Consider the following 19,543-nt stretch of genomic DNA (forward strand, 5'->3'; position numbering starts at 1 on the left):
TCGCTGCACGTTAGTAATTTGACTCATTCATTAGGAGAAAGAAGCACCATGTCGGGACAGCCCACCTTAATCAACGCGTCTGTTTCAAATGCGGACAATCGCGTTTTTATCTATGAAGTCGAAGGCTTACGGCAGAACTCACAAACGCAGAACCAGAGCTATCCGGTTCGTAACAGCAGCACTATCCTGCTTCAGGTGCCCTACAGTCGCATGAATGACGAGATGCGTCGCATTACTCGTCTGGGTGGCAAGATTGTGAATATCCGCCCCCTGACTGCATCGACATCGTCGTCTCACGCAGAGTAAGCGCCACTATACGGTTGACCGCGATCGCGGGTTAGGCAAGCTGAGGCACGAATTTGCCTGGTCACACCATTAGCCCGGCATCTGGTTTAACCCTTACGTCGCACTTTTTTATTCATTCTCTAAACATCAAGTAGCCCTTGAGTTCAACGGTGTAGGAAGCTAAAACTTCTTGCACCTTTTTTTTGAATGGGTAGTTGCAGAGCCTTACTCTAGTCATCCTTAGAAGATTTCTGAGAAAGAATGTACCGCTTGTATGGGGCAAGTTTTGCCAGAAGCTTTGCGAATAGCTGACCACGCTGGTATCAAACCTGCCCCTACAGGTATTTTGTTTGCTGGAAATCTCCTTAAAGGCGCTGCCATGAAAGTTCGCCATAGTCTGACTGGTGCCATTGGAGCAGATTAGCAGGCTGCCCAATCAGGTTCGTTGGCAAGCCGATCGCCCGACGAGGCGCAATAGTAGCAAGGGCGATCGCTGTTTCAACATCACAAGTGCCCATCTTCACCAGGTTTTGTGCCCCTACCAACAGCGATAAAGTCGTTCCCGATAAGGTGCCATCTGGCAAGCGAGCTGTACCGTTTTTGACTTCAATCTGACGAGTGTCCCAGGGGTAAATGCCATCAGGTAAGCCCAACGGTGAGAGCGCATCACTGACCAGAAAAACACCACGATCGTACTGACTGGCTCGCAGCAAAAGATCCATCATGATGGGCGAAACGTGCTGACCATCGGCAATGAGACCACAATACACCTGGGGATGAACGATCGCCGCACCTAATAGTCCTGGTTCCCGATGGTGAAGTCCCGGCATGGCGTTGAAAGCATGTGTCACCATCGTCGCACCCTGGTCAAACGCTTGCTGTGCCTGACTTGCCGTTGCTTGAGAATGCCCCAGACTAACGGTAATACCCAGCGATCGCAAGTAAGGAATCACCCTGCCTGTTGGGTCCAATTCGGGCGCGAGGGTCATTACTTTGACAACGCTGGCATAGTCACCAAGAAGGCGTTTAATGGTGTTGATCGTCAGTGGCAGCAAATATTCGGCGGGATGTGCGCCCCGTTTGTCAGGGTTCAGGCAAGGACCTTCGAGGTGAACGCCGAGGATTTGGGAAATGGGGGAGTGAGGAGTAGGGAGTGGGGAGTGGGAGGAAAGAAGGGCGAGCGATCGCTGGATGTTTTCAATTGAGGTGGTGACGATCGTGGGTAGAAAGCCATCAACGCCTTGATTCCAGAGGAACTGGCTGATGGCATGGAGTTTGTCGCTATTGTCGTCACTGAGATCGGGAAATGCTAGCCCAAGTGCGCCGTTAATTTGCAGGTCGATGCCGCCCAGGGAAAGCCAATCGCCTTCCATATCCACTTGCTGTACATCCAGCGACGGCAAGCAAGTGGCTGCACTCATAGGCGCGATCGCTCGAATCGTGTGCTGCTCGATCGCAAGTCGCTGTAGCCCTTCATAGCCAGGCAGACGAGCATTGATCAGTTCCAGCGTTGGGTGAGCCATGAGAAGGCAGTGATAGCAGGTTAAGCAATAGGGTGCCTGATCGTCTGCAACGATGTCAATAATTGTTTGACATTAAACAGTTTGCAATGCAATAATAAATTCATCGACAGTTCAGGTGAGTACTAAACGAACGCCGATAATCTTAGTTCTAACCACTATTGGGAGGTTGACCATGAAACGCTTCATTCTTGCTGGTTTAACCACACTCACGCTCTGTACTGCTATGGTTTCGACTGCAAACGCTGATCCAACGGCTTATAATCCCTATCCTGCCGTCAGTATTGCGAACGATCGCATCGCGCCCTCTGACCTTGTGACGATCGCGCAACGCGGTGGGCTAAAGTCACAAGGGGTTCCAGGCTACTTAGGCTTGGCTTCGGCGTATACGCTGGGTCAGATTGGTGCCAAAGAAGTGGTACAAGGTGCCGTCAATGCCCAATTGTTACCAGTGACAGCCGTAAGCGATCAGGCATATTTGAACCTGGTGGATGCCCAACTGCAAACGCAGGTAAGAGTCCGCTAATTGCAGCAGACTGCCAATTTCTTTCATTTAGATCCCTGGCTTCTTAAAGAAGCCGGGGATTTAGTCGTGCTTTGATAGGCTGATTGATTCCCCTCAATCTCCTAACTAAGGAAAAAGCCGCAGGCAAGGGCTTTTGGTTTGTAACGTATAAAAAGGAATTGGTCTAACGTGTTGCGATCGACCTGAAAGTGTCTTGCAGCTATCTGTAAAAAAGCGCGTTTTGCTGGTTGGTGCGATCGCCCTTTTCGTTCTGATCTGTCACTATGGACAAAGTTGCTCCATATCCGCCGCCATGACAGAACCCAACCAATTCTCCAGCCAAACATTCGTCTATCCTCAGCCTCATCAGGCAAATCAGGTTGACGACTACCACGGTACGCAGGTTGCCGACCCGTATCGCTGGCTTGAAGATCCGGATTCTGACGAGACAAAAGCCTGGATTGAGGCAGAGAACAAGCTAACGTTTGGGCTACTGGAAACGATTCCAGCGCGCGATCGCCTCAAACAACGCCTTACCCAACTGTGGAACTACGAAAAGTACGGCATTCCCTTTAAACAGGGTGAACGTTATTTCTATTTCAAAAATGATGGTTTGCAAAACCAGAGCGTCCTCTACACGCTAAAGGCTCTGGAGGATGAACCTGTTGTCTTGCTTGACCCCAATACCCTTTCGGAAGACGGTACCGTGGCGCTATCGGGACTCTCCATTAGCGAAGATGGGCAGCACCTTGCCTATGGGTTGTCCATATCTGGCTCCGACTGGCAAGAGTGGAAAGTGCGAGCGGTGGAAACCGGAACGGATACAGACGATCGCGTGCAGTGGGTGAAATTCTCTGGTGCCTCCTGGACGCATGACGGTAAGGGTTTTTTCTACTCTCGCTACGACGAACCAGACGAAAAGTCTAAGCTTGAAGCCGTTAACTATTACCAGAAGCTTTATTACCATCGTCTCGGCACACCGCAGAGCGATGATACTCTCATTTATGAACGTCCTGACCAGAAAGACTGGGGCTTTGGTGGTGGTGTGAGTGAAGATGGGCGTTTTCTCATCATCTCCGTTTGGCTAGGCACCGATCCGCGCAATCTGGTGTTCTACAAGGATTTGACGATCGCCAATGCACCGATTGTCGAACTCATCAACACCTTTGAAGCTAGCTATAGTTTCATTGACAATGATGGCGATCGGTTCTGGTTTAGCACCGATCTAGAGGCACCGCGCAGTCGTGTGGTGGCGATCGATACCACCAATCCCGATCGTGCCCACTGGCAAGAAGTTATTCCTCAAGCCGCAGAAACGCTCGAAGGCGTAGGCATTCTCAACAATCAGTTCGTTGCCTCCTACCTGAAAGATGCTCATAGTCAGGTAAAGCTCTTTGACCTGAACGGCACTCCCATACGTGACGTTGAGTTTCCTGGGCTTGGCTCCGTCGGTGGCTTTGGCGGCAAACGCCACGATACCGAAACCTTCTACAGCTTCACCAGTTTCACTACACCAGCCACGATCTACCGTTACGACCTGGTGAAAAACGAAAGCCGCGTGTTTCGCCAACCAAACGTAGATTTCAACCCTGACGACTACGAAACGAAACAAGTCTTTTACTCCAGCAAAGACGGCACGCAAATTCCCATGTTCATCGTCCACAAAAAAGGACTGGTGCTGGATGGCACGAATCCCACCTTCCTTTATGGCTATGGTGGCTTTGGGGTTTCTCTCACGCCCAGCTTCTCCGTCAGCACACTGGTTTGGTTAGAGATGGGCGGCATTCTTGCAGAACCCAGTCTGCGCGGTGGTGGCGAATATGGCGAAGACTGGCATCAGGCAGGCACCAAACTGAAAAAGCAGAACGTGTTTGATGATTTCATTGCCGCTGCAGAATGGCTGATTGACCACAAATACACGTCACCCAAAAAGCTGGCGATCGCAGGCGGCAGTAACGGCGGCTTACTCGTCGGTGCCTGCATGACGCAACGCCCTAAACTCTTTGGTGCGGCGCTACCAGCCGTTGGCGTGATGGATATGCTGCGGTTCCACAAATTTACGATCGGCTGGGCATGGATCTCGGAATACGGCACACCCGAAAATGCCGACGAATTCAAAGCACTCTACGCCTACTCACCACTGCACAACCTCAAAGCTGGGGCTTCCTATCCTGCAACGCTGATTACCACTGCCGACCACGACGATCGCGTGGTGCCTGCCCACAGCTTCAAATTTGCCGCTGCCCTCCAAGCTGCTCACAAAGGCGATGCACCTGTCATGATTCGCATTGAAACAAAAGCAGGACACGGCGCAGGCAAACCAACCGCCAAAATCATTGAAGAAAGCGCTGATAAATGGGCATTTTTGGTGAAGGTGTTGGCGATCGAAAGCTAGTTGTCGGAGTGCATCGGTTTTATGATGAAAGTGTAGCGATCGCGCTATCATGCTGTGTTTAGAGCAGGCATCAAATAATGAGTGACTCATATTTGGCAGACTTTGATGCGTGGATTACTCAAACCACACAGTTGTTACGGGAGCATCGCTGGCACGAAATTGACGACAAAAGTGGAACTATAAGACGACAAGGAACGATGTCAATAAGTGCGCTACAAACGAACTGTTCCGTCAGACTGCCAGATTATCAGGAGCTCGCCCATTCGCTGCTGAAGATCTGTATCGTCCTTCACTGTGTCATTCCAAGCCTCAACGCTATCACAAACATCATTGCAGAAGTTATCGACCTGCAACTGAAGCCTTGAGTTCCTTTGGTTACAGTGAGCGGAATTGCCACCAGGTGGTGGAGGGGTGGTGAAGAAGAACGATTCGAGCGCCTGCCGAGCGCGTTGGCGGACTATTTCATTAGTACCTTCATGGAGAAACGCGCATCGCAGCGCATAGCAGTCCTCTCCGCTAAGGAATACGTGTTTAAAAGCCCCAGCACCAACCGAACTTGTGTACTTGGGCACAAGAAAGCGATTACACCATGCAACATATCGTTGCTTAGAACCGAACGTTGGTGACTCAAGAAATCCACAAATGTCAGGTAAGGTTAGCGCTAAACCGAGAGATGCGTACCAGTTTTGCTCAGTCAGCCCTTTCCTAATCGAACTGACTAAGTGATCCATATGTCCATACTTGTATGTGGATGCAGCTTACTAATTAGCTAGATGCTATACCTACTTTAAGGCACCTCGAATATAGAAGGACGCGAAGCCAAGAAAAATTTTGAACACAACAGAAATTAAGTATTATGCTTCTATGACCGAGCCACATCGCTGGACTAGATTTGGCAAACATCACCGTTCAGTTCTAGTCTGCAACGCTTATTCTCTCGTTCCTATGGACTCCTAAGCACAAGCTGGAATAACGATTCTTCCACTGTTAGCTAGCTTTGAATGACAGCAACAGTTCCTATATTTATAAGCATTTAACATAAGCAATATTCTGTTAGATGGAGTTGCTAGCAGAAAATCTAACGTTAATCTTTTTGAAATACTACCGTTGTGTGATCGCCTTTACATCTTTTACCATTCAAAAGTTATGCGACCGCTCAATAACTAATGTCGTATTGTAATGATTGGGCTTGCTTACTACCGAGAAGCATTTTAACGAGCTGGTAATATTTACCTTTCCAACTATTACAGGCTGCTTGGCTATAGTAACGTTGGTCAAAATTATAAACTCCTGCGTTAGCTATAACTGGTTGAAGCAGGTTAACAACTAGCTGTAGCTGCTGAATATCTCGTTCATTAAATTTGCGAGGCTGAAACGTGCCAACGTGCAGCACGCCTACAACGCTATGTACAAGCTGCAACGGCACCCCAACCATAGATTGCAAACCTTTGTTTCGCAAAACTGGGCTAACAACTTCTACTGCTGCTAAGTTTTCAACAACTACTGGTAATTTGTTTTCAGCAATATTACCTGCAAAACCTTTCCCGATCGGAATAAAAATTTGTTGGCTTATCTCTTCTTCTAGCCCAATAGTAGACCGCACGGTTAGATCCTGGTTGCCTGAGTCCGGCAGCAGGAGGGTAACAGTATCCACAGCCATGTGCACTTGCAGCCACTGAAATAGCTTTTTACAGAATTTATCAAGCTCCGATGGTGTGTTGATTTTGCTTGTGTCTGCTAGCACTTTCCAACCTCTGTAAGAGCTTGGCTCACCTGTGTGATCACCCCAAAAGACCATAGTTAACACCCATACACTAAAGTGAATTTTGCGAACATAGCTTACGAAAGCTTGAACCGCTCTTTGTCTCCGAGTCTAGCATCTATAGTTCGATCGCTATTTTACAGCTTGCATTGGTATTGAAAAGCTCACTATCAGCTTTTGAACACTTTGGACGATCGGTTGAAACACAGGCATCCTGAAGCTTGCAGGAGCAGTCTTGTTTGAGCAAGCTGCCTCAGCAGCGCTAGCTGCCAGAATGGTTACAAAGCTACATATAACAGCCGCCAAACCTGGTATTCTAGGGCGGCATAAGCTCGCTGCCTTGCAACGCATGGAGAAACCGAGCAACGTCGCCAGGATTGCTTGTGACTTATACCCTTCGTTCTGCTCTCATTCCTGTTGAGGACGGCTACGCTACGGTCGATGTCCAAATTGAGGACGATCGCATCGCGGCGATCGGAGCCAGTTTGCCAATAGTGGGAACGGCGATCAATGCTGAAAACAAGCTGTTGCTGCCCGGCTTCGTCAATGGGCATACCCATTCACCCCAATTCTGGCAGCGCGGATTGATTCCCCAACTGCCTCTAGAGCTATGGCTAGCAGATGTTTTTGATACATCGCCAACACAGGTAGAGCAGGCATACCTGGGCGCGTTGGGCACCGCCATCAACACCCTCATGTCGGGTGGCACCTGCGTAATGGATCATCTGTATCTCATTGCGGGACACGAACTCGAAAGCGTCGCTGCCGCCGCCCGTGCTTACAAAGAAATTGGCATTCGTGCCTTTATTGCACCGTTGATTCAAGATTTGCCCTTTGTTGCGGGCTATCCTAAAGGGCTAAAAACACTGCCCCACAAGCCTTTTCATCAATCCACCACTGAAATTCTGGCACTAATGGAAGCGATCGTCGCTCAATTTCACGAACCAGACGCGGGCATTCAGATTGCAGTGGGACCCACAGGCTTTCATCGCTGTTCGGATGCACTGTTTAAGGGGTGTCGAGACTTGAGCGATCGCCATAATCTTTGCCGTCATTCGCATCTGCTTGAAACAAAAGCACAAAAAATGCTGGCACAGGAGCGCTACGGTGGCAGTGGCGTTAAACATCTCCAGCAACTTGGCTTTTTGGATCACCGTACGTCGCTTGCCCATTCCATTTGGCTAGAGGACTCAGATATAGCAATTCTGGCAGAAACCAAGTCAACCGTTGTACACAATGCCCCCAGCAACCTGCGTCTGGGCAGCGGCATTGCGCCCGTGCTGAAGTATCTGCAAGCTGGAGTCAACGTTACGTTTGGTTGTGATGGAGCCGCCAGCAATGATGGTCAAGATTTGCTCGAAGCGATCAAGCTTGGTTCCCTACTCCATAACGTCACCGATCTAGATTACAAGCACTGGATTACGCCCCACAAAGCTGTTGAAATGGCTGCGATCGGTGGTTTCACAGGGGTCAATTTAGCCGACCAAGCTGGTTCCCTCACGGTGGGTAAGCAGGCTGACCTGGTATTGTATGATCTCAAAAATCTGTCTCTGCTGCCGCGCACTGATCTGGTGAAGCTGCTCGTTCTCGGTAGACCCAACGGCGTAGTCGATAGCGTCTGGGTGCGTGGTCAGCGAGTGGTCGCTGGTGGCACCTTGCAAACGGTCAATGCAAACGATTTTGCACAAACGGTCTTTAACTGTCAGATCGCCAGCAAGCCCCACTACCAAACAATCCACACCGTCGAAGCGCATTATCGTCGTGTGATGGGTTTGCCTGAATGTGGCGATTTAGTAGCAGAGTGAGTGATGGTGAGCCTGGAAGCAGCATGGATCTAAGCGATCGCACCCTTCCATCTGTAAAAAGGATGTTTCAGCCAGCGCCCAGGATGTAAGAGGCAAGACCGATCGCTCCACCTGCCAGCACTAACCAGGCAGAATTAACCCTAAAGCGAAAAACTGCGACCGCGCTCAACACTGCCAAAACGACGGTCAGCCCATCAGTTAAGGTAGTTTGTCCCAGAGTATAAGCAACCCCTGCCATAAGTCCAAGTGAGGCAGCATTCACACCATCAAGAAAGCCACTTGCCCAGCGTGATTGACGCAGCTTTGGCACAAAAGGATTTACCAACCAAACCAGCAAAAAAGCTGGCAAAAAAATGCCAAGGGTGCCCGCGATCGCTCCAGCATTGCCAGCCAGTAAATAGCCAATAAAGGTAGCAGTAGTAAATATAGGACCCGGTGTTAATTGCCCGATCGCCACAGCATCTAAAAGTTGCTGAGACGTTAACCACTGATTGCGCTCTACTAAATCTTGCTGTAGAAACGCTAACAACACATAGCCGCTACCATACAGCACACACCCAATTTTAAGAAAAAACAAAAAGACACTGACCCAACCGACTGAGGCTGTGGTGATCGCGGTGCCCCCAGTCTGTGACAAAACCCCAGAAAAGGGTAGTAAAAATGCGCCAGTGGTCGTGCCGTGTCGCTGCCACTTCGCCAGCATGACCGCAAGCCCCAAAAGCAACAGCAGCAGCACTTCATTTAAGCCAGCAAAATAACCGGCAACTGCTGCCAGCCCAGCAAGGATAGTCGGCACATCTTTTGCTGCTTTTTGACCCAGATTCCAAAGTGCCTGAAGCACGATCGCTATCATGACAGGCTTGATCCCATACAGCAGCCATTGGAGTTGGGGAACGGCTTGGTAACGAACATAGAGCGCTGCCAACCCCCAGACAATCAGCATCGCAGGCAAAATAAAACAGCTTCCTGCAATGAATAAGCCACGCCATCCGGCTCGTTCATAACCAATATGAATCGCGAGTTCAGTCGAGCTGGGACCAGGAAGTAGGTTTGTGACTCCAAGCAAATCCAAAAGCTTTTCTCGGCTCATCCACTGCCGCTGCTTCACCACCGCCTCATCCATCATGGCAATATGAGCCGCCGGACCCCCAAAGGCGATCGTGCCCAGGCGCAAAAATACGGTCGCCAGTTCTGTTAAACGCTGGTGCTGTTGGGTCGCTGACAACGTAGCATAAGCGACTGACTCTGGCTCCCGTTGCAAATCCTCCGCCTCTAACACGAATGCTCTCCTTTGGCTGCCAGTGATCAACCGCACGACTATTAAACTTCAATCACGCCACTCTACACTGACAAAGCAAGTTTTGCTATGATGCCGTCAAGCAAAAAACCGGTAAGTCAATCGTAATTTAGGAGTATTGTATGACGGATGTTAAAAAAATCAGCGATGAGTTTTCAGCCGGAGGGCAACCGACCCCAGTAGACCTGAAACAGCTTGCGGATCAAGGCTTTAAGTCAGTGGTAAATCTACGTTCGCCTGATGAAGTGGGCGCGTTGGCGGATGAACAACAACAGGCTGAAAATGTTGGTCTGCAATATGTTAATGTGCCACTGCAACCTACAGAAGCGAACACCAACCTGACAGCAACAGTGCTTGCAGCCGTTGAGCCATTACCAACCCCCGTGTTTTTTCATTGTGGTGCTGGTGGGCGAGCTAGCGCCGCTGCCTTAATTACCTTCGCCACGCAGCAGAAATTAAGTCGCAAAGCTGTTTTAGAAAAAGCCGCCGCCTTGGGCATTAATCCAGAGCAGCCCCAGTTACAACAATTCTTAGATCATCTTGTGTAAGTAAATCCAGCCTTCTTCAAACCGTTTATACAATCCGTATCAAGCCTCTGCAAAACCAAAAAAACGGAACATTATTTCGAGTCAGCAAGAGGTTGACAGCAGAAGGAGGGATTGATTCTTTCAACGTTCTTAACCACACCACAACCAACTTTAGCGGCAGTACTGCTCGACGCAGCGAACAAAAATTTCAACGCCCATACCCAACGCTGTTTCGTCGAAGTTAAATCGGGGATGGTGATGCGGATATGCCAGATCGCGATCGGCGTTTGCAGAACCGAGGAAGAAATAACAACCGGGAACTTCTTGAAGGAAGAACGACATATCTTCACCCCCCATTGTTTGGCATTCGGGCACAATACCGAGCGGCGATTCGATGACCGTTTCAGCGATCGATCGTACGAGGCTGGCAATGCGCTCATCGTTGATCACAGGCGGATACAGGCTGTAGTACTCCAACTCATAGCTAGCACCGTGGCTCTGGCAGATGCCGCCTACAACTTGTTCAATTCGCTGCTTAAAAAAGCCGTCAAACTGAGGATTGAAGTACCGCACGGTGCCACTCATCTTGGCGGTGGCTGCAATGACATTATGAGCAGTGCCAGCGTTGAGTTTACCCACTGTCACCACGGCTGATTCGGTCGGGTCTACATTCCGTGCCACGATCGTTTGTAGCGCGGTGACAACTTGCGATGCCACCACAATCGAGTCGATCGTTTGTTGGGGAATGGCACCATGTCCGCCTTTACCAATGATGGTGCAGTTAAATAGCTCTACCGCTGCCATCAGCGCACCACTACGCACGCCGATCGTGCCCAGTGGTAGGTTGTTCCACAAATGCAAGCCAATGATGGCATCCACATCTGGATTTTTAAGGACACCTGCTTCAATCATTGGTTTCGCGCCGCCGGGTCCTTCTTCAGCAGGCTGGAAGATGATTTTGACCGTGCCAGCAAAGTCCCGGTGTTGCGACAGGTAGTAAGCAGTGCCGAGGGCGATCGTCACGTGCCCATCGTGACCGCAAGCGTGCATCACACCATCATGCTGAGATTTGTAAGGCACATCGTTTTCTTCCTGGATCGGGAGTGCATCCATATCCGCACGAATACCCAGCACACTACCGGACCGATCGCCCTGAATGATAGCGACAATGCCCGTTTGCGCGATCCCTGTTTGGTGCTTAATACCCCATTCGTCTAATTTTTGAGCAATAAAGGTGGCAGTTAATTGCTCACGAAATCCTAGCTCAGGTTTTTGGTGTAGCTGTCTGCGCCACTCAACAAGCTCTGGCTGCAACGCTTGAATGGCAGCGCGAATACGGGATGTATCAACAGGGTATGGGGATAATGAAGTTGCAACCATAGTGCTCGCCGTGCCTCTCAATAAAACCTTGGGCACCCTGAAAGGGATTGCCGATTCAATCTTCCTACTTTAACGACTTTAAGCAGGTGATTTGGTTTTTACCGTTGTTTTTCTATGACTCAGCCTTTTTCCGAAAGACCTCAGTGTCTTACCCGTCCGGCTCAAGCAGGCGATCGCAGCGTTGTCGAGCGGCTCGTCAGCCAGTTTCACCAGTCGCTTCAGCTTCCTTATGTCACAAAACCAAAGCTTTTGTCTCGTCAGATTTTAGGGATGATCGTTCTTGCGATCGGCACATTACTCCTCTTGCTAACGCTGCATGGCTTTTACTCGCACGCCTTAGCCTTAACAGTACTGTCTCTGCTGACGCTAAAGGATTATTGGCAGGTGTCCCAATCACCCACAAATTTTTGGGTTGTAGAGTGTGATGGAGAAGTGCTTGGTTGTGCCAAACTGTTGCGTTACAAAACCCATTCTGAGGCATATTTGGTCTGTGTGGATGCAGCCTCGCAAGGACAAGGCTATGGGTCATTTTTGATGCAGCGACTGAAGGAAGAGGCAACCCTACCGCTCTATCTAGCAAGCCAACCGCATCGAGTAAAGTTCTATCGGCAGCTAGGCTTTGTAACAGTGCCTTCAGACACATTGCCAACGCCAATCCGTAGCCGCTTAGGCGTCGATCTCTATCAAGCATACGGGCTAGTGGCAATGGTGTTTGGGCGATCGATAACAGAAAGCGATAACCAAACAGCAAACGGCTGAAACCAAAGACTAGAGACGTAGAGCAGGTCAGCAGCCAGCAAGAGAAGGCAAACAGAGGGAGACAGAGAAATTCATCCCTCATCCTTCATTTTCTATCCCTCATCCCTCATTCCCCGTCCTCCCAAACTGTTAAGCGATACCAGAAAGCAGACTTGCTAACGGCAGCAGGCTCTCTAAATCAAGGTCTGAAGCAATTTGAGCCAGTGCGCTTAAATTAGTCGGATCTGGTAAGTGAGGCATTAGCCCCAAAACTGGGATACTGGTCAGCGATCGTATCAAGTCAGCCGGTGCCCAGTTAGCAATTTCTTGCTCTGTACAAGGCTGAACACAGTTGAGCACAATGCCTTTGAGATGAACGCGAGTTTGGCGGGCAAGCGCAACGTTAGCGACCGCTTGCCCGATCGCGCCCAGCTTCACGGGCACCACTAACACGGCTGGCACATGCCAATCCCACGCCAGATCTGCCACAGTTGTTTCATTGGTAACGGGTGAACCAAGCCCGCCTAAGCCTTCCACTAGCACCCAGTCGTATTTCTGACGCATGGCTTCAAATGCCTGCCACAGTTTATCTAACTCAATGCGGCGACCTTCTTGGGCGGCAGCGATCGGTGGTGCTAGTGGCGCTACAAACGGTAGGGGTGTTACTTCGTTAGGGTCAAGCTTAAACAAACGGCTGTAAAGTGCGCGATCGCTCTCAGCTACCCCACCCAAACCGCTATCACCTGTTTGAATGGGCTTTAGAATGCCCAGGGTCTGAGCCGTACAATAAGTTTGCCAATATGCTGCCAGCGCTGTTGTCAGAACAGTCTTGCCTGCGTCTGTGTCGGTTCCAGTAATTAATAAAGCGTTCAAGAGAATAGCGTGTAGTGGTTGGTTGCTGATGATGGATAACCCATAACAAATATACTGGCTCAATGGAACGTGTCTAGCTGTAACTGGTTGTTTAACATCGAGCGATCGCCCTTAAAAAACGCAGCACCGCTACTAGTTTGAGCCAGAATCTATTCTAGTCCCGCACACTAATGTCCAGGCTAAAGTCTGTATCCTGAGCGGCAATGACATCAATTTGATAGGTGCCACTCAGGGGCAGTTGTTCTTCCCATGACAAAACGTTTGCGGCAGCTTGAATCAGTTGCCCATCAGGGGCAGTGATATTGAGGGTAATAGAGCCATCACGCACGGCAGCTTTAAAGATTTGTCCCTCGCTTGCTCGTACTAAATAACGATGAACAACCTGTGGGCTACCACGATCGCTAACTGTCGTTGACGTTTGACCCGTTTCAAACTGCACACGATGAATTTGAATGCTGGGGGCTGATGGCGATGGGCTGGGAGGCGGTGTCGTTGGGGTTGACGTAGGACTAGGTACAACGGCACTTCTGAGGTTTACATCCAGCCGATAATCGCTCTTATCCAACCCTTTAACGGGGCTGAGCCGAATCGAGTAGCTACCTGTATAAGGCAACGTGCCCTGCCAAAGCGACACGCGATTAGACTGTCCACTAAGAGGCTGTTGATCAGGACCTAGCAACGTCATCAGTACTCCTTCGCCCGAAAGCACAGCACTCAACTGCTGACCCTGTTCACCTGCGAGAATGTAGTTAACCGTTTCGTTCGATCGCAGAGTGCCCGTCTTCGATACCTTGCCACCATCAGGGCTAAGGTCTAGATTTTGGCTATAGGCGATCGGCTCATTCGTTGGTTTAGACGTAGGTGTAGGCTCAAGCGATGGGGTTGGGCTAAACGATGTTGTAATCGTCGGTGTCAGTGTGGGTGTTGGCTGGTTATTCAGAAATGCCCGCACGACTGCCCAAGTGCCAACGCCAGTCAGCACGACTAGCCCTAGACCGATCGCCACTACTGCCAGCGGGTCATCCCACACTGAGCTTCGGGGTGCAGGCACGGTCGGTACTGCACGATTAGAAGTCGCAGCCACGGGTGCTGGGTCTACTCGTCGACCCACTGCCATCGTTGCCATCTGCGACATATCGGGCTGCGGTGCTGCAGTCGGTACTGGGGGTTGGTAGGGTGGCGGCACCGTAGCGGCAGTAACCAGGGGCGACTGAAGCGCCTGCGCCACTTCGGCAACAGACTGAAAGCGATCGCCCGGACGATAGCTCAACATCTTGTTCAACACCTGAGCAAAACCCGGACTGACCGTTACCCAGCGCTGCCAATACCAGGTCATCGTCGTATCGTCCAGCAAGGTCTGTGGATCTCGTCCAGTCAGCAGCACTACTGCTGTCACTGCCAGCGAGTACAAATCGCTGCTGGGATATGCTCGCCCCGACTGCATCTGTTCGCTAGGCGCAAACCCTGGTTTACCAACGGTTGTATTTTGCGCGGTCATCGTTGGCGACTGAAACCGAGTTGCCAGTTCCTTCACTACACCAAAATCAATCAAGACAGGTTTGCCATCTTGCTGCCGCAATATGATGTTGTCTGGCGCAATATCGCGGTGAATAATGCCTTTGCTATGAATATGAGCTAGCACAGGCAAAAGCTGCCGCATGAGCTGTAAAATCTCTGCTTCCGAAAACGCTATTCCTTGCACCTGCCGCTGTTCCAGCAAGGCGCGATACGTCTGTCCTTCGACATAATCCTGCACTAAGAACAGGCGCTGGTCTTCCTCAAAGGTTGCCCGAAACTGAGGAATCTGCGGATGCTGAATCTGGTACAGAATTTGTGCCTCTCGCTGAAACAGTTCTTTCGACTTGTCCAGTGCATAGGCGCTTCCCTGAGCTGGAATCAGTTCCTTAAGGGCACAAAGTTCGTTAAACCGCCCCTGATCTTCTGACAGATAGGTGCGACCAAACCCTCCCTGACCCAACACGCTTAGGACACGGTAGCGGTTTTGTAACGTAATGCCAATGGGGATCGGTGGGCGCATAACAGAGTGGGGACGGGGTAAGGGGTGAAGAAAGAGTGTTACTGCTGAAGCGATCGAGGTATTTAGGTCACTAGGCTGTCTGCTGTCTCTTCAGACACTCCTATTCTGGCAGAGGGATGCCCTGTCTTTGAGGCTGCTACGAAGTTAAGGGCTATAGCACGATCGCAGTTTCCTTCCAGCAAAGCATAAGCAAGACGAAACGAAGCCCGTGAACGGGTCAGTCGATCGCCTCTTTGCCCTATTTACTCAGTTTTGCTTTCACCAGATCCTGTACTTTCTTACCATCTGCCTTACCTTTAAGCTGCTGCATAGCGGGTCCCATCACCTTACCCATATCTTTGGCAGCGGTGGCACCGACTTGAGCAATAATATGGTCGATCGCACGCTCGATCTCTTCATCCGAGAGTTGCTGAGGTAGATACTCCTCCAGAATTGCCAATTCCTGAGCTTCCTGAGCGGCTAAATCATCACGATTAGCCTGTTGATATTGAGTGATCGAATCTCGTCGCTGCTTCGCCAACTGCACCAGCAACTCAATTTCCTGCGCTTCGGTTAAATTTTCTTGACCAGAAGGACGAACGCTAGATTCTTTCTCTAAAATTGCCTTTTTAATACTACGAACCGTTTCTAACCGAATTTTGTCCCTTGCTTTCATAGCGCTTTTAATCGCTTCACTAACGCGATCGTTCAAACTCATAGCGTTATCCTTTATTGCGTCGAGTACGTTGCGTTCCAAACTATGACATGGACTCGGTGAAGTTAGACATCTAGCGTAAAGTCTAGAGCTGACTGCTGACTGCTCAAAGCTGTCCACCAGCCCAAGATGATGAGTCCAGGCTAAGGTTCACCCATCCAAGAGACTTACTACACAAAGGTAGAGGTCAAATGGAATAGGATTGTCATAGTAGTTTCTGTAGATTCACTGATTTGTTTTTTTAGAATCACGGGAAAATGAGTAGTGAAGGACAATCATAAATGAGATTAGCAAGTAGCTGGACGGCATTGAACGAAAAGCGAGATAGCGGCAGTTTAGCCTTCGGTGGCGATACTGCTTATACCATCGCTTTGCCCCACTGAGCCTTTATTTGATTGATGTTCTCAATGCCTCAAACTGCATTAATTAGCGATCGCCAAGATGCAATCGTTGGAAGCGATAATGTGGATGCTAAAGGCACTCGCTCGTTTTTCATCTTTCGCGATCGCGTTACGATCGCTCCAAGGGATATATCCTGAGGGCTGATTTCAAACCTGAATGGTACTATTGCGATGACTACGATTGAGGGTACGCCGTGATCCGCTCTGCAACTCTTACTCCTAAAGCTGCGCTGTCGCCCCTGAACGACCAAAATCGACTGCGGCTGCTTTCTGGGTCAGCCAACCCGCTGCTCGCTCAGGAAGTTGCGCGTTATCTGGGCATGGATCTCAGCCCTATGGTGCGGAAACGGTTTGCCGATGGTGAACTTTACATTCAAATTCAAGAATCGATTCGGGGCTGCGATGTCTATTTACTTCAGCCCTCATGCCGTCCGGTGAATGACAACCTGATGGAACTGCTGATTATGGTCGATGCCTGTCGTCGGGCTTCCGCACGGCAGATCACAGCAGTCATGCCCTATTACGGTTACGCCAGAGCCGATCGCAAAACTGCTGGGCGAGAGTCAATTAGTGCCAAATTGGTAGCCAACCTGATCACTCAGGCAGGTGCGAATCGTGTGCTGGCAATGGATTTGCATTCAGCGCAAATTCAGGGCTACTTTGATATTCCGCTTGATCATGTGTACGGTTCGCCAACGCTGATAGATTATCTCTCCAGCAAGCAATTATCGGATTTAGTTGTTGTTTCACCTGATGTCGGTGGTGTCGCACGCGCACGTGCCTTTGCCAAAAAGCTGGGTGATGCACCGTTAGCAATCATTGACAAACGACGACAGGCGCACAACGTGGCAGAAGTCATGAACCTGATTGGCGATGTAAAAGGCAAAACTGCTGTTTTAGTCGATGACATGATCGATACGGCAGGCACTATCATTGAGGGCGCACGGCTGCTAAAGCAGGAAGGCGCGCGACAAGTTTATGCTTGCGCGACCCATGCTGTCTTTTCACCACCAGCGATCGAACGGCTCTCTAGCGGTTTGTTTGAGGAAGTGATTGTAACCAACACTATTCCAATTCCAGAGAGCGATCAGTTCCCACAACTGACCATTCTTTCCGTCGCGAATCTGCTTGGTGAAACAATCTGGCGCATCCACGAAGATACCTCCGTAAGCAGCATGTTTCGCTAGAGAACTGTAGGGCAACGCTGCTTAAATCTCTCGATCGTCATAGGGCAATAGTACGTAAGGCAGGTATTCTAAAAGAAATCTTCCTGGCTCTGTCCATGCACAATAGCCCTTTAAAAGTTACGCCGAACCATCCAGCATTGCGGCGGGTTCGTACGGTAAGCCGTCTTCTAGACAACGCGATCCCGATCCCTGGCACTCGTTTTCGGTTAGGGCTTGATCCCGTTTTAGGACTCTTGCCCGGTGCAGGCGATTTTGTAGGGGCAGCGCTTTCTGTTTACATCGTGATTGAGGCAGTTCGCTTTGGCTTGCCGCGAAAAACGTTGGTGCAAATGGTTACTAATCTAGTGCTGGATTCTGTGGGTGGCTCGGTGCCTATACTGGGTGATGTCTTTGATGCCACGTGGAAAGCCAACAGTCGTAATCTGGCACTTTTAGAAGCGCACGTTGCAACGCCTGAGCCAGCAAAAGCAGCCGATCGCCGCTTCGTCATTTTTATTGTTCTGGCGCTGCTGCTACTGCTCATCGGCATTGGTGTCGTTGCCACGCTCTTGATTAGTTGGGTGGTGCGGACGCTTGCTGGGTAGCAACTAAAGTGGCTCGCGGTGCATCGATCGGTCGGTTGTGTAGCACCATTGTTGTGCTCTCATTTGGCTCAAAGCCAATACGCTGGTAGAACGACTGCTGATGGGTTGTCATCAAGTAGATGCGTTCAACACGGCTCATCTTAGGATGGCTTAAAACCGTCTCTACTAACTTCCGACCTAACCCAGCACCCTGGTAATTGGGGTGAATGACCACATCCCAAACAGTTGCCCGATAGATGCCATCAGAGGTGGCTCTGGCAAAGCCAATCATTAAATCGTGATCCCAGGCAGTCACAACTGGATCGCTGTTGGCGACCGCGATCGCTAAATCTTCAGCGCTACGATCCATCGCCCAGAACGCTGCTGTCTGAAACAACGCTTGCAGTTGCAGCAGGTCTACAATCTTCTGGTCAGAGAACCGAATATGACGACCATCCATCCCAACATCGTATGTAAAGGTTTGCATCTTTAACATAATTCAACTTCATCAAGTGTCAATGCCTCTGTTCAGGAGGAACACATTGGCTTAATTTTGCTTCTCATGATGAAAGCTGACCTCTGCCAGCTAAAATACATACAGTAGCGCTCAGTGTTTAGCTTTGCCCTCGCTTCACTGCATTCAAAGCATCTGCATTCAACGCAAAACACTGATGGCTCAGACTCTCTAGCATCCTTATGTCCCATCCCGTCAGACAAAATTTGCGCCGCATCCTAATCGCAAGTGGCGATCGACATCGTTCGCGTAAGCGAGGGCGATCAGTTGTTGTTTTGCTGCTGCTGTTGCTGATCTGGAGCCTTTGTTTGGGGTGGGGCTTGGCACAAGCCAAGGAGCCACGATCAATGGGCGCGATCGCACAGATACCGCCCGCACAACGCCCTTCAAGTCCGGCACCTGTACGCCCAACACCTGTAAATCAAACAACGCCAGCCTCAAGTGCGTTACAGCCAGCCGCGATCGGCACAGTTGATGTTGTGCCGCCTGGTTTAAAACTGGGTCAAGAGCTTTACCTGGAAAACTGTGCAAGTTGCCATCTTGGTTTGCCACCTCAGATCTTGCCAACTGAAACTTGGCGGCAGCTTATACAAGACTCCCAGCACTACGGCGCACAGCTTCAGCCCCTGGTTGGACCGAACTTGCAAATAATTTGGCAATACCTCCGCACCTTTTCGCGCCCTCAGGCGGCAGAAGAAGAAATTCCGTATCGCATCTACCAGTCGCGCTACTTCAAAGTTTTGCATCCCAAAGTCAAGCTGCCAACGCGAGTAGGTCTGTCTAGCTGCGTCTCTTGCCATCCTGGTGGTGACAAATACGACTTCCGCACCCTTAGTGCTGAGTGGCAGAATGCACCCTAAGAAAGGCTGAAGGCTAAAGGCTTAAGTATGAAGAATTGAGCCTTTATACTTAAGCTTTTAGCCTTTTTCTCTAGCCCCCTCGCTGCTAGTTGCAGTGATAGGATGGGGGCACAGCTATGGTTTTTGCTTAGAAGTATGCCCTGGCGCTTGAGGGTCTTACTGAGGCAGTTTGAAGCGCTTAAAAGTTTTGTTCGCACCC

General features: G+C 50.1%; 19 protein-coding genes. 11 read left to right on the forward strand and 8 right to left on the reverse strand.

What is annotated here, in order from left to right; translation table 11 throughout:
• Positions 1–48: 48 nt before the first annotated feature.
• The gene (locus H6F76_RS12950) at positions 49–306 is read left to right on the forward strand and encodes a phycobilisome linker polypeptide (protein ID WP_190450103.1); all 258 of its coding nucleotides are present in this window, start codon (positions 49–51) and stop codon (positions 304–306) included.
• A gap of 344 nt (positions 307–650) precedes the next feature.
• Here H6F76_RS12950 and nagA read toward each other — a convergent pair whose 3' ends face one another.
• On the reverse strand, positions 651–1,808 hold the full coding sequence (gene nagA, locus H6F76_RS12955) for an N-acetylglucosamine-6-phosphate deacetylase (RefSeq protein WP_190508705.1): 1,158 nt from the start codon (positions 1,806–1,808) through the stop codon (positions 651–653).
• A 172-nt stretch (positions 1,809–1,980) separates the two neighbouring features.
• Between nagA and H6F76_RS12960 the strand changes: the two genes are divergently transcribed.
• The 3 genes from H6F76_RS12960 (at position 1,981) to H6F76_RS29720 (ending at position 5,070) form a co-directional block, all read left to right on the forward strand.
• Positions 1,981–2,331, forward strand: coding sequence for a hypothetical protein (locus tag H6F76_RS12960; RefSeq protein ID WP_190508707.1), 351 nt, complete (start codon positions 1,981–1,983; stop codon positions 2,329–2,331).
• 292 nt (positions 2,332–2,623) lie between these two features.
• On the forward strand, positions 2,624–4,705 hold the full coding sequence (locus H6F76_RS12965) for a prolyl oligopeptidase family serine peptidase (protein ID WP_190509016.1): 2,082 nt from the start codon (positions 2,624–2,626) through the stop codon (positions 4,703–4,705).
• Between the two features lie 77 nt (positions 4,706–4,782).
• Positions 4,783–5,070, forward strand: coding sequence for a hypothetical protein (locus H6F76_RS29720; protein WP_199322070.1), 288 nt, complete (start codon positions 4,783–4,785; stop codon positions 5,068–5,070).
• Positions 5,071–5,861: 791 nt separating this feature from the next.
• Here the strand turns inward: H6F76_RS29720 and H6F76_RS12975 are convergent.
• Positions 5,862–6,503 (reverse strand): GAF domain-containing protein, encoded by a 642-nt coding sequence (locus H6F76_RS12975; protein WP_190450106.1) that lies wholly within the window; start codon positions 6,501–6,503, stop codon positions 5,862–5,864.
• A gap of 347 nt (positions 6,504–6,850) precedes the next feature.
• On the opposite strand from H6F76_RS12975, the gene H6F76_RS12980 reads away from it, so the two are divergent.
• Positions 6,851–8,272 carry an amidohydrolase family protein gene (locus H6F76_RS12980; protein WP_190508711.1) on the forward strand — a complete coding sequence of 474 codons (1,422 nt, stop codon included), beginning with the start codon at positions 6,851–6,853 and terminating at the stop codon, positions 8,270–8,272.
• A 67-nt stretch (positions 8,273–8,339) separates the two neighbouring features.
• On the opposite strand, the gene chrA is transcribed toward H6F76_RS12980, so the two are convergent.
• Positions 8,340–9,551, reverse strand: coding sequence for a chromate efflux transporter (chrA, locus tag H6F76_RS12985; RefSeq protein WP_190508713.1), 1,212 nt, complete (start codon positions 9,549–9,551; stop codon positions 8,340–8,342).
• Between the two features lie 140 nt (positions 9,552–9,691).
• On the opposite strand from chrA, the gene H6F76_RS12990 reads away from it, so the two are divergent.
• Positions 9,692–10,117 carry a sulfur transferase domain-containing protein gene (locus tag H6F76_RS12990; RefSeq protein WP_190508715.1) on the forward strand — a complete coding sequence of 142 codons (426 nt, stop codon included), beginning with the start codon at positions 9,692–9,694 and terminating at the stop codon, positions 10,115–10,117.
• Between the two features lie 150 nt (positions 10,118–10,267).
• On the opposite strand, the gene H6F76_RS12995 is transcribed toward H6F76_RS12990, so the two are convergent.
• Positions 10,268–11,476: a M20 family metallopeptidase gene (locus H6F76_RS12995; RefSeq protein ID WP_190508717.1), complete on the reverse strand. Its 1,209-nt coding sequence runs from the start codon at positions 11,474–11,476 to the stop codon at positions 10,268–10,270.
• A gap of 114 nt (positions 11,477–11,590) precedes the next feature.
• Here H6F76_RS12995 and H6F76_RS13000 point away from each other — a divergent pair, with 114 nt between their 5' ends.
• Complete coding sequence (locus H6F76_RS13000; protein ID WP_190508719.1) at positions 11,591–12,235, forward strand: GNAT family N-acetyltransferase; 645 nt, start codon at positions 11,591–11,593, stop codon at positions 12,233–12,235.
• Between the two features lie 129 nt (positions 12,236–12,364).
• Here the strand turns inward: H6F76_RS13000 and bioD are convergent, their stop codons facing one another.
• The 3 genes from bioD to H6F76_RS13015 all read right to left on the reverse strand — a co-directional run bounded on the left by bioD (position 12,365) and on the right by H6F76_RS13015 (position 15,822).
• Entirely contained in the window at positions 12,365–13,087 is a 723-nt protein-coding gene (gene bioD, locus H6F76_RS13005) for a dethiobiotin synthase (protein ID WP_190509019.1), read from the reverse strand.
• Between the two features lie 154 nt (positions 13,088–13,241).
• Positions 13,242–15,125 carry a serine/threonine-protein kinase gene (locus tag H6F76_RS13010; RefSeq protein WP_190508721.1) on the reverse strand — a complete coding sequence of 628 codons (1,884 nt, stop codon included), beginning with the start codon at positions 15,123–15,125 and terminating at the stop codon, positions 13,242–13,244.
• 238 nt (positions 15,126–15,363) lie between these two features.
• Positions 15,364–15,822, reverse strand: a complete 459-nt coding sequence (locus H6F76_RS13015; protein ID WP_190508723.1) for a GatB/YqeY domain-containing protein — start codon at positions 15,820–15,822, stop codon at positions 15,364–15,366.
• Between the two features lie 404 nt (positions 15,823–16,226).
• On the opposite strand from H6F76_RS13015, the gene H6F76_RS31040 reads away from it, so the two are divergent.
• The 3 genes from H6F76_RS31040 (at position 16,227) to H6F76_RS13025 (ending at position 17,991) form a co-directional block, all read left to right on the forward strand.
• Positions 16,227–16,358, forward strand: a complete 132-nt coding sequence (locus H6F76_RS31040) for a hypothetical protein (RefSeq protein WP_277881219.1) — start codon at positions 16,227–16,229, stop codon at positions 16,356–16,358.
• A 56-nt stretch (positions 16,359–16,414) separates the two neighbouring features.
• Positions 16,415–17,407, forward strand: coding sequence for a ribose-phosphate pyrophosphokinase (locus H6F76_RS13020; protein WP_190450113.1), 993 nt, complete (start codon positions 16,415–16,417; stop codon positions 17,405–17,407).
• A 95-nt stretch (positions 17,408–17,502) separates the two neighbouring features.
• Complete coding sequence (locus H6F76_RS13025) at positions 17,503–17,991, forward strand: DUF4112 domain-containing protein (RefSeq protein WP_190508725.1); 489 nt, start codon at positions 17,503–17,505, stop codon at positions 17,989–17,991.
• On the opposite strand, the gene H6F76_RS13030 is transcribed toward H6F76_RS13025, so the two are convergent.
• On the reverse strand, positions 17,960–18,430 hold the full coding sequence (locus tag H6F76_RS13030) for a GNAT family N-acetyltransferase (protein ID WP_190450170.1): 471 nt from the start codon (positions 18,428–18,430) through the stop codon (positions 17,960–17,962). The two genes, H6F76_RS13025 and H6F76_RS13030, sit on opposite strands and share 32 nt — an antisense overlap.
• Before the next feature lie 236 nt (positions 18,431–18,666).
• Between H6F76_RS13030 and H6F76_RS13035 the strand changes: the two genes are divergently transcribed.
• Positions 18,667–19,344: a diheme cytochrome C gene (locus H6F76_RS13035; RefSeq protein ID WP_190508727.1), complete on the forward strand. Its 678-nt coding sequence runs from the start codon at positions 18,667–18,669 to the stop codon at positions 19,342–19,344.
• Positions 19,345–19,543: the final 199 nt, after the last annotated feature.

Source organism: Leptolyngbya sp. FACHB-321 (assembly GCF_014695975.1).
GTDB lineage: Bacteria > Cyanobacteriota > Cyanobacteriia > Leptolyngbyales > Leptolyngbyaceae > Stenomitos.

Excerpts from the sequence above, each read along its gene's own strand:
- H6F76_RS12950 (WP_190450103.1), top strand. The coding sequence starts at position 49 with ATGTCGGGACAGCCCACCTTAATCAACGCGTCTGTTTCAAATGCGGAC.
- nagA (WP_190508705.1), bottom strand. The coding sequence starts at position 1,808 with ATGGCTCACCCAACGCTGGAACTGATCAATGCTCGTCTGCCTGGCTAT.
- H6F76_RS12960 (WP_190508707.1), top strand. The coding sequence starts at position 1,981 with ATGAAACGCTTCATTCTTGCTGGTTTAACCACACTCACGCTCTGTACT.
- H6F76_RS12965 (WP_190509016.1), top strand. The coding sequence starts at position 2,624 with ATGACAGAACCCAACCAATTCTCCAGCCAAACATTCGTCTATCCTCAG.
- H6F76_RS29720 (WP_199322070.1), top strand. The coding sequence starts at position 4,783 with ATGAGTGACTCATATTTGGCAGACTTTGATGCGTGGATTACTCAAACC.
- H6F76_RS12975 (WP_190450106.1), bottom strand. The coding sequence starts at position 6,503 with ATGGTCTTTTGGGGTGATCACACAGGTGAGCCAAGCTCTTACAGAGGT.
- H6F76_RS12990 (WP_190508715.1), top strand. The coding sequence starts at position 9,692 with ATGACGGATGTTAAAAAAATCAGCGATGAGTTTTCAGCCGGAGGGCAA.
- H6F76_RS12995 (WP_190508717.1), bottom strand. The coding sequence starts at position 11,476 with ATGGTTGCAACTTCATTATCCCCATACCCTGTTGATACATCCCGTATT.
- H6F76_RS13000 (WP_190508719.1), top strand. The coding sequence starts at position 11,591 with ATGACTCAGCCTTTTTCCGAAAGACCTCAGTGTCTTACCCGTCCGGCT.
- H6F76_RS13010 (WP_190508721.1), bottom strand. The coding sequence starts at position 15,125 with ATGCGCCCACCGATCCCCATTGGCATTACGTTACAAAACCGCTACCGT.
- H6F76_RS13015 (WP_190508723.1), bottom strand. The coding sequence starts at position 15,822 with ATGAGTTTGAACGATCGCGTTAGTGAAGCGATTAAAAGCGCTATGAAA.
- H6F76_RS31040 (WP_277881219.1), top strand. The coding sequence starts at position 16,227 with ATGCCTCAAACTGCATTAATTAGCGATCGCCAAGATGCAATCGTTGGA.
- H6F76_RS13025 (WP_190508725.1), top strand. The coding sequence starts at position 17,503 with ATGCACAATAGCCCTTTAAAAGTTACGCCGAACCATCCAGCATTGCGG.
- H6F76_RS13030 (WP_190450170.1), bottom strand. The coding sequence starts at position 18,430 with ATGGATGGTCGTCATATTCGGTTCTCTGACCAGAAGATTGTAGACCTG.
- H6F76_RS13035 (WP_190508727.1), top strand. The coding sequence starts at position 18,667 with ATGTCCCATCCCGTCAGACAAAATTTGCGCCGCATCCTAATCGCAAGT.